This is a genomic window from Caballeronia grimmiae (genome assembly GCF_022879615.1).
GTDB classification, from domain to species: Bacteria; Pseudomonadota; Gammaproteobacteria; order Burkholderiales; family Burkholderiaceae; genus Caballeronia; species Caballeronia grimmiae.
Genome location: NZ_CP084275.1, coordinates 298,890 through 313,396, shown reverse-complemented (window position 1 = coordinate 313,396; position 14,507 = coordinate 298,890). Strand labels below are relative to the sequence as shown.

13 protein-coding genes are annotated in these 14,507 nt (G+C 57.9%); 9 read left to right on the top strand and 4 right to left on the bottom strand.

The genetic code is table 11. The features are described 5' to 3' along the window. Nucleotides 1–34: 34 nt before the first annotated feature. Complete coding sequence (locus LDZ21_RS27820) at nt 35–472, bottom strand: hypothetical protein (protein ID WP_244797427.1); 438 nt, start codon at nt 470–472, stop codon at nt 35–37. A 589-nt stretch (nt 473–1,061) separates the two neighbouring features. Between LDZ21_RS27820 and LDZ21_RS27815 the strand changes: the two genes are divergently transcribed. Together LDZ21_RS27815 and LDZ21_RS27810 are read left to right on the top strand one after the other, a co-directional pair. Then, a complete protein-coding gene (locus tag LDZ21_RS27815; protein ID WP_244797426.1) occupies nt 1,062–1,928 on the top strand; it encodes a hypothetical protein in 867 nt (288 codons plus the stop codon). A 97-nt stretch (nt 1,929–2,025) separates the two neighbouring features. Further along, entirely contained in the window at nt 2,026–2,358 is a 333-nt protein-coding gene (locus LDZ21_RS27810) for an FxLYD domain-containing protein (RefSeq protein ID WP_244797425.1), read from the top strand. Nucleotides 2,359–3,076: 718 nt separating this feature from the next. Here the strand turns inward: LDZ21_RS27810 and LDZ21_RS27805 are convergent. Next, entirely contained in the window at nt 3,077–3,313 is a 237-nt protein-coding gene (locus LDZ21_RS27805; RefSeq protein WP_244797424.1) for a hypothetical protein, read from the bottom strand. Nucleotides 3,314–3,450: 137 nt separating this feature from the next. Here LDZ21_RS27805 and ku point away from each other — a divergent pair, with 137 nt between their 5' ends. From ku to LDZ21_RS27790, 3 genes are all read left to right on the top strand, one after another. After that, nucleotides 3,451–4,389: a non-homologous end joining protein Ku gene (gene ku, locus LDZ21_RS27800; RefSeq protein WP_244797423.1), complete on the top strand. Its 939-nt coding sequence runs from the start codon at nt 3,451–3,453 to the stop codon at nt 4,387–4,389. Between the two features lie 2 nt (nt 4,390–4,391). After that, nucleotides 4,392–5,213: a tetratricopeptide repeat protein gene (locus LDZ21_RS27795; protein ID WP_244797422.1), complete on the top strand. Its 822-nt coding sequence runs from the start codon at nt 4,392–4,394 to the stop codon at nt 5,211–5,213. A 96-nt stretch (nt 5,214–5,309) separates the two neighbouring features. Continuing rightward, nucleotides 5,310–5,810 carry a hypothetical protein gene (locus LDZ21_RS27790; protein ID WP_244797421.1) on the top strand — a complete coding sequence of 167 codons (501 nt, stop codon included), beginning with the start codon at nt 5,310–5,312 and terminating at the stop codon, nt 5,808–5,810. Nucleotides 5,811–5,836: 26 nt separating this feature from the next. On the opposite strand, the gene ligD is transcribed toward LDZ21_RS27790, so the two are convergent. After that, entirely contained in the window at nt 5,837–7,744 is a 1,908-nt protein-coding gene (ligD, locus tag LDZ21_RS27785) for a DNA ligase D (RefSeq protein WP_244797420.1), read from the bottom strand. Between the two features lie 158 nt (nt 7,745–7,902). Here ligD and LDZ21_RS27780 point away from each other — a divergent pair, with 158 nt between their 5' ends. Further along, nucleotides 7,903–8,226: a hypothetical protein gene (locus LDZ21_RS27780; RefSeq protein WP_244797419.1), complete on the top strand. Its 324-nt coding sequence runs from the start codon at nt 7,903–7,905 to the stop codon at nt 8,224–8,226. On the opposite strand, the gene LDZ21_RS27775 is transcribed toward LDZ21_RS27780, so the two are convergent. Further along, nucleotides 8,214–8,960 carry a DUF5677 domain-containing protein gene (locus LDZ21_RS27775; protein ID WP_244797418.1) on the bottom strand — a complete coding sequence of 249 codons (747 nt, stop codon included), beginning with the start codon at nt 8,958–8,960 and terminating at the stop codon, nt 8,214–8,216. The two genes, LDZ21_RS27780 and LDZ21_RS27775, sit on opposite strands and share 13 nt — an antisense overlap. A gap of 139 nt (nt 8,961–9,099) precedes the next feature. Between LDZ21_RS27775 and imuA the strand changes: the two genes are divergently transcribed. The 3 genes from imuA to LDZ21_RS27760 are packed head-to-tail and all read left to right on the top strand — an operon-like array spanning nt 9,100 to nt 14,345. Further along, complete coding sequence (gene imuA, locus LDZ21_RS27770) at nt 9,100–9,801, top strand: translesion DNA synthesis-associated protein ImuA (RefSeq protein ID WP_244797417.1); 702 nt, start codon at nt 9,100–9,102, stop codon at nt 9,799–9,801. Further along, nucleotides 9,731–11,197 carry a Y-family DNA polymerase gene (locus LDZ21_RS27765; protein WP_244797416.1) on the top strand — a complete coding sequence of 489 codons (1,467 nt, stop codon included), beginning with the start codon at nt 9,731–9,733 and terminating at the stop codon, nt 11,195–11,197. The genes imuA and LDZ21_RS27765 overlap by 71 nt, the downstream gene beginning before the upstream one ends. Before the next feature lie 4 nt (nt 11,198–11,201). Next, a complete protein-coding gene (locus LDZ21_RS27760; RefSeq protein WP_244797415.1) occupies nt 11,202–14,345 on the top strand; it encodes an error-prone DNA polymerase in 3,144 nt (1,047 codons plus the stop codon). Nucleotides 14,346–14,507 lie beyond the last annotated feature (162 nt).

Genomic DNA, 14,507 nt, shown 5'->3' with positions numbered 1-14,507 from the left:
TCAATGAATCTGTGACGAGGTGGAGGTGATTCGGTCAGCGCTTGCCAAATAGCCGATGGTAGCGGTCGATCAGACTGCTCGCCTGCCTCACTAAAGCCACCCCTGTCGGCGCGAAGAGCAGCACCCAAGGCAGGATCAGAGCGATCAACATCCCCAAACTGCCTCCGGGAAAATGCTCAGCGCCCCGCTGATAGGAGAAGCCCAGTTCCTTGCCCAACGGGATTTGTACGCCCAGTTGGTCTCTCGGGGAGAAAAAGCGATCACCGGTCAGAGAAGATGTCAGGCGGCCAGTCGCGGTGCAATAACCTTGCGCATCCGGTTTCTCTTGAGCCACGGCGCATAGCTCGCCCTGAAGCACTACCGTCGCCGGGTCGATACTTTGAAACGAAAAGACGATCCGAAAGACGCCGTAATACACGACGAGCGCCAGGACGATGTAGGTCCATGAGGAGAAGAAGGACTTGTTTTGCATGTGCGAGTGAAAAAAGAGAGGGTCAAAGGATGCGCGCACCCTGTTGAGCTATCCGGACCGTGTGTGCGAGGCGTCGGCGGCATTATCCCGGCGTATCGCCTCCGCAAGCACAAGCAGTGCATTACGCACGCGTGGACTCGCGCCGCCTCCGAAAGGCTCCCTAAAACGCAGCGAAATCTCGCCACATTGTAGAACATGCAGATCGCCGTCCCGGCCGATGACGACCGTCAACTCGTGCTCCGCACCTCGCTGGCCATCGCAATCGTCGTGGACTCGCGAATACGCGGCGCCGATCGATAGAGATTTCGGCCAGAACACTGACTCGAGAAGCACGTCCAGAGAACTCGTCACCGCACTGTCAGTCGGGACGGTAACTCCGTTATTCCCAATACGCATATGCACCCCTCCGGAAACACACCGCCGCGCTACGCAATATAACACGTATGCACAATCTATCAGTTTGCATTTGTCAAATCTAAGCGCTTTGCGCGTTGCGAAAACACAATTAAGATACTTCCCATGTATTACCACGTGTTACGATTCGATCGCCGTATCAAACTGAAATAAACGAACAACCAGCGAGGGGTAGATGAAGGTCAATTCGTATCGTAAGCACGCAATTTTTGCAGCCGTGTTGGTGTTGGGTTCCGTTGCCCTGTCCGCCTGTGGCGGTGGTGGCTCCAGCAACGCGGCAACGGCCGCGGCAGCTTCCACGCCTGCGGCCACACCGCCCGCAGGTATCACGGTTCAAGGCTCCGCGCAGTCGGTCACCGCGGTCGATGGCAAGGTTCGCGTCATCCTGTCGGCGCCGAGCTGGACCTCGGACGGTTCGATCGCCAGCGGCAGCTACTTCATGGGCGCAGCAATCGCTGCGAGCGGCCTGAAGGAAGAGAAGCCGGGCGCTTACAGCGAGATCAGCAACGGAACCACCGTTGCGACGCTGAGCTCGTCGGCAACGATCGCAGACGTGGCGGGCAACGGCCAGTTCGCCATCGGCCGCTGGACCAATGGCAGCGACACGCTGGGCGGGACGTACAACGCCAAGCAGGGTCGTACCTATGCAGTCGGCAGTCCACTCCAGGTCACGATGGCTGCGAACGCTACGCTCAACTGCTCGCTGGTCGCTGCCACCAGGCCCACTTCTGCCAATGGCAACACTGACATCGGCACGCTCGAAGCGGCGACAGCAAAAATCACCCAGGACGCTTCGGGTAGCCCGACTGGCCAGACGATGGATCTGACGCTCACTTACTCGATCGGCTCCGACTCGCATGTCACGTTTGGAACGACGGGCGTGTTCACGAATGCTGGCGTGATGAGCCGCCTCAGCAAATCGACGATCGTGAACTACTTCGTTGGCGCTGACCCGGCCAAACCGTATCTGATGCTCTCGTACGGCATTCAGGCGCCGACCACGGGGACCGTGAACGGTGTCGCAGTTCTTTCGTGCTCGTAACACGTCCTGCGGTCGGATCAAGGCCCTTCACTCGATTGTGAAGGGCTTTTCTGTTTCGTTGCTAGAATCGTCTGACGAATAACTTATGGGGTCTACCATGCGTCGCCTTTTTGCCACCGTTGCAGCATTGACCGCTCTCTTGTCCGCGTCCGCTTTCGCTGCTGACAATCCAATCGCACTCTCCGATGATCTGCATGCTGTTCCGAGCCAGTCGCCGTATGGTTCGCTCACTGGCACCGCGGTGAACACTTCGGATAAGGTGATACCGGTTGCTGTCATCCAGTTTGATCTGCTGGATGAAAATGATCGGCTTGTCGGGAATACGCTAGCCGAAGCGTTTCAACTCGCTCCCGGGCAACCGTGGATCTACAACGCGCTGGTGCCGGTTCCTTTCCACCACGCCAAGGTGAAGAAAGTCACGGCGATGTAACCACCTTTTATGGACCCGTCGCAGTCGGCCACACACCCCAGCTGGGGTCATCACATCAATTTCCCTCTCCTGCCCGGTCGCCACTAGCATCGGCCGTTGGCCCGGGCGAAGCCCCTGTCATTGGCATGCCCATCCATTCGTGATCGCAACGAACAAGGAAGCGGTACGCATCCTCACGGCTGCATCGCTTGCCTTCGACACTCCATTGGACGGCGCCGCTCTTCGTCAGAGTGACATCGTAGACAGGTCCGCATGTCGGCCGCACCAGCACCTCGCCTCGTCGCACCGCTTCTTCCATCTCGGCCATCAGCCGCAGCCTTTGAGTCTTCAATCTCATGGTCCGCTTCCCGGTGCCCTATCGTTGCCGTCGTGCCCCGCGCAACTCCTCGACGAGCTGTTCGCCTGCCATGGTTAGAGCATAGGCGCCGCCGTCCAGCTCGAGAGTCAGACCGAGCGCGCTGAGTTTGCGCATTGTCACGCGCTTCCAGACATATTTGCCCGGAGGGTAATTCGCGCAATCGCGTAGCGCCCACTGTTGTGAAGGCGTCAGGTCGTCAGGCTTTGTCATTCGCACGCACCCAGAGGTCAGACTTTATTTCTTCAACACATAATTCGTGAGGCGGTGCAAGGAGCGCCTTACAATTTCTAAGGTAAACAGTTGTCTAGATAGCCGGAGGCTTAACGGTGCTATCCCGGGCCAATATTATCAAAGTGTGGATCAGTCGGGCTCGGGAGGCGGGCCGGGGAACGGCAACACCTCTTCTCGGGTCACGCCTAAAAGCTCAAGGGCGGCCCGAATCACTTCGATCTCTCCGCGGAAGTCCAGATGAATCTCCTCGCCTTCGCTAATGGCCCGCATTCGATCGTGAACGGCTAGGGCGTGCAGTGCTGCATTTAGCGCCCTAGCGAGCTGGCCATCACGCCCTTCGTCCTCGAATATGGAATTCGTCTTCATAAATCCTCCTCACCTTCGCAACGTGCCCCATTTCCTGCGCGGTCGGACGGGCATCTTTCCTGCTTAATCGCCGAAGCTGGCGCATGCGTCGAGACGTTGGAGTACAGTTCCCAAGCGGACTTCTGAGGAGTAGCAACATGGCTGCCCGATCGATCGCTTCTATGACACTTTCCTTCGGACTTGTTTCAGTGCCGATCAAAGTCTTCACAGCCACCGAGTCGAAGTCCGGCATCGGGTTCAATCTCATGCATAAAGAATGTGGCACAAGACTGAAGCAACAGTACGTCTGCCCGCATGACGCGAAGGTGGTCGAGCGAGCCGACATGGTCAAAGGGTATGAATTCGAGAAGGAGCGATATGTCCTCTTTGACAAGTCCGAACTGGAAGCACTTGAGGTCAGTGCTAGCCATACCATCGACATCGTGTCGTTCGTGCCGACTGGTGCTGTAGACCCGATCTACCTCGACAAAGCCTACTTCCTTGGCCCCGACAAACGCGGAGACAAGCCCTATCAGTTGCTCTATCAGGCAATGAAGGATAGCGATACATGTGCGATTGCGAAGTGGGTATGGAAAGGAAAACAGCACATGGTCCAGATCCGGGCCGGGCAAGACGGCATCATCCTGCAAACTCTGCTCTATGCTGACGAAGTGCGATCGCAGGCAGAAATCGGCATCCGACTGGGCGACGTGCAACAGGCTGAGCTCCAGCTTGCCGAGCAGCTAATCGATCAGTACCGGGTCGACAGTTACGATGCTTCTGCGTACAAGGACGAGGAAAAAGAGCGGATTCTCGCCGAGATCGATAAAAAGATAGCAGGCAACAAAATCACCGCTGCCCCTTCAGTCGAACAGGCGAGCGCACAGGTCATCGATCTGGTCGAGGCCCTACGTGCCAGCCTGAAGAAAAAGCCCCCAGCCGACGGACGAACCGCGCCACGCGCCGCCGTAGGGAAAACTGCGAAGACGGGACAAGTTGCCGGCGAACCGCCTGCTGCAACTCAACGTCGTGCAGTGCGCCGGGCGCCAGCCGATGAGCAGCCAGCACCGGCCCGGAAGACTGGCACGAAGAAGTGAGCATGCGCGACGCCGGCTACAGCCTGCGGGAAGTCCAACGAATGCTTAGCGTCTCGCGAAGCGTCGTCGAACGGCTCATTGCTGCCGGTTTCGTAACGCCGAGCGCTGGCGAACGCCGCGAACGCCGGTTTAGCTTCCGAGATGTCGTGATTCTGCGGACCGCGCATGCTTTGCGCGTCGCAGGCGTCTCGCCGATGAAAATCGTCCGCGCACTTGATCACCTCCAAAAAAGCTGGTCTCGAGACGGCTCGCTGACTAGCGTCCGGATCGCTGCCGTCGGCGATCGCGTCGCCGTGCGCGACGACACCAGTCGGCAATGGGACGCAGAGTCTGGCCAGTTGCTGCTGGATTTCGAACCAAAGCCAGCATGCGGGAACGTCGCGTCACTGGAACGTCCGCGCTTGGAAAAGACGCGATCGTCGGCTGAGGATCTCTTCTATGAGGCGCGGGATCTCGAGGGAGAAAATCCTGAAGCCGCAGAAACGATGTACAGGGAAGCACTACTTCTGGCGCCCGACTACATCAACGCGTCTTTGAATCTTGGGTGCATTCTCGTAGAAACGGAGCGATTCAATGACGCCATCACGGTGTATAAGGCCGCATTAAGATATCAGCCCGACGACGCAACACTGCACTTCAATATCGGGGTGGCGCTCGAGGACTCTGGGCAACTTCGGGACGCATTGGATTCGTATCAGGAATGCATCCGCCGCTCGCCGAACTTCGCCGACGCGCATTTTAACGCCGCTCGGATACACGAAGAACTGGGTGAGGCAACAAAAGCAATCCGGCACTTCAACCGTTATCGCAATTTGCAGAAGTGACGCACCGGCGCGTGGCGAGCATCCGGTGCATGCGGAACACGACTTGCGAACCTACAATCGATGAAGCACGACCTAACGTGTACTCGAGAGGCGGCAATGTTTGTTTCCTATCTGATAGATCCGCTTGAGCGTTCTGTTACGAAGGTGAGCAACGGTTTTGATCGCGCCCCCGCTCTACTCGACACAGAATGCCTTGAGATGACTAACCTGTGGACTGATATGGCTGACGACGAGTCTACCGTCGACATGGTGACTGCGGAAGAAGACCTACTCGAGCCACCTGAGGCCTATGCGACGTTCGCTTTCACACTCAAATTGGGATTAGAAAGCTTACGGCGCCATTTTTGTGGCAAGGGGATACTAGTTGTCTGCGGCAACGTCCGTGCTGACTTGGCAGAACAAGTCGCCACCATTGACAATGTCCAGTCCGCAGTCGAATTTCTTCAGACGAAGACCGTACAGGAGCCGGTTGTCAACACGCAGCGCGGCACTGTCTTCCACTGGAACAGGCACTCGCGATTCGCCCGAGAGCGGGCGGCAGCGCGTAGAGCAGTTAGTACCGAATTGAGCAAGCACAGGTCGACCAAAAAAAGCTAATAATGAATCGCTGCTCCACCGCCGACTTACTTCATGTCGACAGCGCGGCGCATTGCAGCCGTCAGGCCCTGCCGCGTTCTGTGATATCCGGCCCAAGGATCAGCGCCCAACGACCGCATACGTTGCACCGCATTCGCAATTGTCCATTGATCGGCTGATGCCACGTCGTTTAACTCCTCCCAGGCGATTGGCATCGAGACGCCCATACCAGGCCTTGCACGAGCAGAATATATTGCGGCAGTGCTCGCGCCTTTGCTGTTCCGGAGGTAGTCAATGAATATTTTCCCGACGCGATTTTTCGGACCGAGCACCGCCGAGAATCGCTCCGGCATGAGCCGCGCCATGTAACGCGCAATCGATTGAGAGAAGGTTTTGATGTCTTCCCAGTCTTGCCTGCGGGTGACCGGCACGACGATGTGATAGCCCTTCCCTCCGCTAGTCTTGATGAAGCTTTTCAGCCCAATCTCGTCAAGCAAAACCTTCGCGAGGGTCGCCGCATCCGTCATCATTTGCCAGGGAAGCGAGGGGTCTGGATCTAGGTCCAGCACGAATCTATCGGGGTGTTCCAAGTCGGGCTGACTCGCGTTCCAACTGTGCAATTCCACCGCGTTCATCTGCGCGACGGCAACGAGCGCTTCTCTGGTGTCAATTACCAACAAGGGTTGATGTCCCGGAAAGAAGTCTGAAGGCAACCGCGTGATGCCTGGTATCGCGGATCGCTCCTCGTGCTTTTGGAAGAACAACTCCCCCTGTATCCCCTCGGGTGCGCGCACGAGAGAAACCGGCCGATCCATGAGGTACGGAAGCGCAAACTCGGAAATCTCGTCGTAGTAGCGTACCAGTTCAATCTTTCGGATTCCCGATTGTTTGTCGATTACCCGATCGGGATTGGAAATCTTGACGCCAACAACAACCGGAGCGCTACCAGTTTGTGCTCGTCCTAGCGGCGCCCCCTCGCCCGTCTGGCCGCTCACAGTGCCAACGTCAACCGCCGCCTCTTGAGTGATGGACGAGGCCGCCTTGTCGTAACGGAGGCCTTTGAATGTGGCGTGCCTCGCTTCTCCACCAGGTGTCCATTCGAGAAACGACGCCTCAACCACAATCTCGGGCGTCAGCCACACGAATTCCGTGCCTCGCTTGTGCGACGGTGGGTTGTAGAACGGCGGCTCCGTAGTAGCGAATGCCACGACCCGCTGTTCAAGCTCTGCCCGTTGTGCGGTCCGCAATTCCGCCTTGACCGTACCCGCGTATCGAAGCGACCCATCACGCTCGTGGACGCCAATCATAAGTGACCGAATTCCTGATCGCGCACCGGAGGGTCTGGTGAAGCCACCAACGACGAACTCTTGCCTCAGGAAGCATTTCAGTTTGATCCAATCAGTGGAGCGACCAGAACGATATGGAGCATCCAGGCGCTTGCCCATGATGCCTTCAAGACGCATCCGGCATGCGGACGCCAGCAATGAATGTGGATCGTCAGTGAAAGATTCACTGGTACGAATCCTTTCGCTTGGAAAATCTGCCAGCAGGGAGATGAGGGCCTCTCGCCTTTCACGAAGCGGCGACTCGCGCATATCCTGTCCGTTTATAAAGAGCAGATCGAAAGCGAAGTAGGTCAAATCCGATGTGCTCCGGCGATCGAAGGCGTTTTGAAGCGCGTTGAAGTCTGGCAATCCGCTGTCGTTCAAGACCACGACTTCTCCATCGAGCCATACTGTCTCGCTCGGTAGCGTCTCGATCTCGCGAGCCAACGCAGGCATCTTGCTGGCCCAATCGTGGCCTCCACGCGTAATGAGCCGGGCTTGTCCGCGCTCAAGCCTGCACATCAGCCTGTAGCCGTCGAACTTAATCTCGTAAGACCATTCGCCAACAGTCGGGGGGGCTTTGGCAAGCGTTGCGAGTTGCGGGGCAATCGCATCCGGCATCTTCTGCATTGATGGCCGCCTTCGTCTGGTCGAAACATTCTTCATCCCAACTGGCACTTGCATCGCTCCCTTTCGATAAGCGAACGCACGAACTTCCTTAGACCCAACGCTTTCGATAACGCGCGATAATCCTTGCCCAAGCCTGCAAGTCCCCAATTCGCCAGCACATGAACGTACACCAGTTTCTCGAGACCGTCCTGAGGATCGAACTCCAGCACGTCGGCAAAATGTTCACCTCGGTTGAACTATTTCTGAGCAGTGGAGAGTCTGCCTCCATAACGATCGAGGCGATGGGCGACCAGTACACGATTCATAGCTTTGCCATGGCCGCGCATTTTGCACATGCTGCCGATCTCCCCTCGTTTTTTGACAGTGTTGGCAGTCGTGGCCGAGTGCTCGCTAATACTTACCCTCTGGATTCGATCCTTCTGAGACAGGCGCACACAGACATTAAGGAATACCTGATTCGGCACGGCATTTACACGCCATGACCCTCCCCCGTGTCGGACATAGCCGCCGACATCTTCTCTATCCCGATCTTCAGGCATGCCGATACCATGCCCAGCGCGAATTCCAGATTGTCCGTAGACGGTCCGAAGTCGAGATCGACCTCGCCACTAGGTCTTCGGACAAATTCATGATCAAGCGCCGTTAGCGTGCTGTGCGCAGCCGCTAGCGACAGTCCGCGATACATCGTCTGATATAGATAATCGAGCCCTGCTATGTGGGCGGCATCGAACGCGGAAAACTCGCCCTTCTTGTGCTCGGCATCAAGCAGGGCGAGCAATGCCGTTCTGTCGCCTTCCGATAGCGTGCTATTGACCGTCTGCTCTCTCGTCATGCCCTGCACCTGCTTCCGCTTTTGCCGCATATCCTCCGCGATCAACTTTTCTACGACGCTCGGCTCAACGACAAGGGCGACAGCGTGAAAAAGCGCTTCCGCGGCAGTTCGAGTTTGGGTCATGGAATCGGGGATGAGTCCACGCTCCGCGAGGATGATTGCTCCCTGGCAAGCCCGGACGCATTTCATCCAATAAGCTGCCGCAAACAGCTTTGCCGGCGAACCATCGGAGAAGGTTGCTTCGTGGAGTTGCCTGACCGCTTCATCCGACCAGCCATCGCACTCCGCGAATTGCGACGGGAATTGCTGTCGGACTTCCTTGCGATGATGTTCGACCTCCGCCGACAGAAATCCCCGCGTCCCGAAATTGTCGTCTGCCGTCATCTTCTTCCAACGAGAACAAAGAGCCATCATACGACTACAGCCGCCCTGACTTGATCGCACCCCATTTTTACGAGTTGTGCAAGCGAGACAAGAGTGACATATACTGTACATTCATACAGTACTCGATAGGCGACCTTCCGTGGGACTTCCGGCACCGGAGACAATCCATCCTTCGCTCTGGCTCGGCTCGCAACTAGCGGCTGGCCGGGCGAATGTCATGCCGTGCGGGTTTCCAGAGCTTGCCGCCGAGCTGCCGGGAGGCGGTTGGCCAAGGGGCGCCCTGACCGATCTGCTGGTGCAGCAGCCCGGCGTGGGCGAACTCCGTCTTCTGCTGCCGGCATTGCGCCAATGTGCGCACCGGCCGATTGCATTGCTACTGCCCCCGCACACGTTCCATCCCGAGGCTGCCGCCTACTGGGAACTGCCGCACTCGACGTTCAACGTGATCCGCGCACAGAAGACTGCCGATGCCCTCTGGGCCGCGGAGCAGATCTTGCGTGCTGGCACCTTCGGCGCGTTGATTTTCTGGCAATCGCACGTGCGCCAGGATTCCCTGAGACGCCTCCATCTTGCTGCACAGACCAGCGAGACGCTCTTCTTCATGGTTCGGCCGTTGGCCACTGCCAGCGACACATCGCCCGCCCCTCTTCGGCTCGCGGTGAGACCGCGGCGCGACAGCGTGGCGCTCGACTTCGTCAAACGCCGTGGCCCAGCGCGCGACGAGCCGTTGATCGTCCAACTTTCACACTCGCCCATCCTTTTGAATCGCCATGCAAGTCTGGATCGGCGCGTATCTGCCGCACCTCAGTCTCGAAGTCTTCCAGCCGAAGTGGTCTCTTGATTCGGACCACGGTCTCGTCGTTTTGGATCGCGAGCGGGTGGTGGAATGCGACAAGCGCGCGATCGACGCGGGAGTTCGCACGGGCATGCGCAAAGGCGGCGTTCTCACGCTTGTACCCAACGCCCGCATCTGCGATCGCGACGAGATCCGCGAACAGCAGACTCTCGTGGACGTAGCTACGGCTCTCATGCAGTTCAGCCCGCTGGTGACCATCGCGGAAGAAGAAACCATACTCGTCGACATCTCGGCGAGTCTGCGCTTGTTCGGAGGCATACGCGCGATCAGGCGTGCGATGCGCGCATCCCTAGCCGCATTCGGCTTCACTGTCCAAATCGGAGTCGCGCCGACCGGCGAGGCTGCATGGCTGATGGCCAGGTTCCGCGGCGGGCAACGACTCTCTGTACGCTCGCTGATGCGGCAACTACCGGCTTTGCCAGCCTTGTTGATACCAGACACGCGACGCTACTCTGATTGGTTCACTGGTCTTGGTTGTGAGACCGTCGCCGATCTGCGCCGCCTTCCCCGGGCAGGCTTGAAAAAGCGATGCGGAACCGCCCTGCTGGACCGGCTCGACAGAATGGTCGGCGAAGCACCAGAGCTTTTCCACTGGGTTGAAACCCCGCCGACATTCAACGCGCGCATTGAATTGCCGGATCGTGTCGAACACGCTGAAGCTGTTCTCTTCAGCGCGCGACGACTCATTGTGCAACTCACAGGATGGCTCGCGAGCAAACAACTCGCCCTGAAACGTTTTTCCGTTTTGCTGGAACACGAACGTGGTCGCTCAGCCGTCCCGCCGACGCAAATTACCGTAGCTTTGGCCGAGCCCACGTGGCACGAAGAGCATTTGACGCGACTCCTGAAAGAGCGCCTTGGCCGCACTGCGCTTGATGCCGCCGTTATCGCTGTCCGGCTCGAGGTCGATGATGTTGCGCTCGCGGAGCCGCCATCGGATTCCCTCTTTCCTGACCCCGGCGGCAACAAGGAAGACCACGCCCGCCTGATGGAGCTGCTAGTTGCTCGACTTGGTCCGGAGAACGTTCTTCGTCCAGCGCCCATCGCCGACCATCGACCAGAGGTAATCGCGAACTGGGTACCTGTAACGAGCGATGCCAAGGGTTGCGATCTCCCGGGCGAGCAGCCTCGACCCGCGTGGTTGCTTGAAAAGCCCATCCAGTTAATGACGCGACAGCATCGCCCGTTTTACGGTAGCCCGTTGCGCACGGTATCCCCAGGCGAACGCGTTGAAGGTGGATGGTGGGATGGCGAACTGGTAACCCGCGACTACTTTGTTGCCGAGGCTGACGATCAAACGTGCTACTGGATATACCGGGAGCGCGTGGGCAGCCGCGAAGAAGAAGATCCTCGGTGGTTCCTGCACGGCCTTTTCGGGTGATGCGATGGACATCTACTCGTCAATGCTGCCCGGGTATGCCGAGCTGCAATGCTTCTCCAATTTCACATTCCTGCGTGGTGCATCGCACGCTGAGGAGCTGATTGAGCGCGCGGAGCGACTTGGCTACCTGGCGATCGCGATAACAGATGAATGCTCGCTCGCCGGCATCGTGCGTGCGCACGTCGCTGCTAAAAAGGCCAACATCCGCCTCATTGTCGGCGCGTATTTCCAGTTGACCAATGCCGATGGTTCGCCTGCGCTCGCGTTGACGTTGCTGGCCCAAAACCGCGAGGGATACGGCAATCTCTCGGAGCTGATCACGCTTGCCAGGACTCGCACATCCAAAGGAACCTACGTCCTAACGCCGCATGATCTCTCGCATCCAGACGCGCCTTACCATCACCTCAAAGGTCTTCCTGACTGCCTTGCAGTCCTGTCGCCCGAATATCCGGCGAAGGAGCAGCGACTTGACTCGCAAGTCGGATGGATCGCGGACACGTTTCCGGATCGCTGCTGGGTAGCGCTTACTCTTCATGCACGCGCAATGGACGACATTCATCGCGGGACAGTCGAATACGTCGCAGAAAAGCACGGCGTGCCGACAGTCGCCACGGGCGCCGTAACGATGCATGTGCGGTCCCGCAAGCCGCTGCAAGACACACTCACGGCAGTGCGCCTGAACCGCTCTATCGCGGAATGCGGTTTTCAGCTTGCGCAAAACGCGGAACAGCATCTGCGAGCACGATTGCGCCTATCCAACCTATACCCAGAGAAGGCGCTCTCTGAGACGCTCAACGTTGCCAACCGCTGCGCATTTTCACTCGACGAACTGCGTTACGAGTATCCCGATGAACTTGTACCGCCGGGCACCACACCCACCGCATACTTGCGGCAAGAGACTTACATAGGCGCTCACAGGCGTTTCCCTGAAGGCATACCGCACAAGGTGCAGCAGCAGATCGAACACGAGCTCGCGCTGATCGCCGATCTGAAATATGAGCCTTATTTTCTTACTGTGTACGACCTTGTCAGGTATGCACGCAGTCAGGGCATCCTATGTCAAGGCCGCGGGTCGGCCGCCAATTCAGCGGTTTGCTTTTGCCTCGGCGTCACGGAAGTCGATCCCGCCCGCAGCTCAATGCTGTTCGAACGATTTATCTCTAAGGAACGCGGTGAGCCGCCCGATATCGACGTTGACTTCGAGCACCAGCGCAGAGAGGAGGTCATTCAGTACATCTATCGAAAATACACACGTGTACGCGCAGCACTTGCTGCCGCTGTGACAACCTATAGGCCTAAGAGCGCACTGCGCGACTCTGGCAAGGCCTTGGGTGTCGATCCTGTTATCGTTGACAAGGTGGCGAAAGCGCATCAGTGGTTCGACTCAAGCGCAGACCTTTTGAAAAGATTCACTGAATCTGGCCTCGACGCCGACGCACCCGTTATTCAGCAATGGGCCGCTCTCGCCTCACAGCTTCTAAATTTTCCTCGACATCTGTCGCAACACACAGGCGGCTTCGTTATCGCGCGGGGCAAGTTATCACGACTGGTGCCTATCGAAAATGCGGCGATGGTCGATCGCAGCGTAATCCAATGGGACAAGGACGACCTCGAGGCGCTTGGGCTTCTGAAAATTGATGTGCTTGCGCTCGGAATGCTGTCCGCAATCCGTCGCACTCTTGACCTCGTCGGTCAGCAGCGTGGCGAACCGTTTGAGCTACAGGACATCCCACCCGAAGACTCTGAGACCTACGACATGATCTGTCGCGCCGACACCGTAGGGGTATTCCAGATCGAGTCGCGGGCACAGATGAGCATGCTCCCACGACTTAAACCGAGAACGTTTTACGACCTGGTCATTGAGGTCGCGATTGTGCGACCAGGCCCGGTTCAAGGTGGGATGGTCCATCCGTATCTGCGTCGACGCCAGGGACTTGAGCCCGTGTCGTTTCCCAGTCCTGAGATGGAAACGGCACTTGCCCGGACGCTCGGCGTTCCCATCTTTCAAGAGCAGGTAATGCAGGTCGCGATGCTTGCCGCCGGCTTCTCAGCCGGCGAAGCAGATCAATTACGGCGAGCGATGGCCGCGTGGCGGCGCAAGGGCGGTCTGGAACAGTACTATGACCGCATCGTACAAGGGATGCTCCAGCGCGGCTACGATCGCGATTTTGCCGAATCGATATTCGCCCAGATCCAAGGCTTTGGGGAGTACGGATTTCCCGAAAGCCATTCCGCCAGCTTCGCTCTGCTTGTTTATGCGAGTTGCTGGCTTAAATGCCACGAGCCCGCGGCATTCTTGTGCGCGATGCTAAACAGCCAGCCGATGGGATTTTATTCACCCTCTCAGCTTGTGCAGGATGCCAAACGGCACAAGGTCCGGGTATTGCCCATCGATGTGACGATCAGCAACTGGGACTCAGCGTTGGAGGGCGAAGGCTCGATGGCACCTGTGCGACTCGGCATGTCGCTTGTTCGAGGGATGCGGGAAGAATCAGCAGCACGCATTGAAGCTGCACGATCGGTGCGTCAGTTTGCGAACGTGCATGATCTGGCAAACCGTGCCCGGCTCGATCGTCATGACTTGCAGGTTCTCGCCGATTCGAACGCCCTTGCCGGCTTGGCAGGAAACCGCCGCGAGGCACTATGGCAGGCAGTCGCAGCCGTTCCAGATAAAGACCTGTTGCGTGCAACGGATCGTGAAGAGGAACTCCCGGAACTGTCCGCACCGTCGGAGGCGCAGGAGATCGTCAGCGACTACCGTTCAACTGGGCTCACGCTCAATCGCCATCCGCTCGCACTGCTGCGCGAGCGATTGAACAAGCAGAGGATCTATCCTGCCTCCACTCTATCGGCATATCCTGACGGGCGTCTTGCCAAGGCGTGCGGCATCGTGACCGTCCGGCAGCGCCCAGGTACAGCCAACGGCGTCCTCTTCGTCACACTGGAAGACGAGACCGGTCAGATCAACGTGATAGTCTGGCCGTCTCTGGTTGAGAAGTTCAGAAAGGAAGCGTTAGGCGCGGCGCTGCTCGGCGTATATGGGGTGTGGCAGAAAGAGGGAGATGTGAAGCATCTAGTCGCCAACCGGCTGGTGGACCTGACGCACCTGCTCGGTAGTTTGGCCACAACGAGTCGCAACTTTCACTGAGATCTCAATGACCACCATCTGCAAACTGTTTGTGGACACTGATCGAACGATATCGTTGAACAACGGCCGATGCGCATCACTTGTTATCCGTCTCGCGAGCCGATGGGCGGAAATTCGGCGAGACTTCGACGAAGACGGCTGGCATCAGACTCGAATCGATCC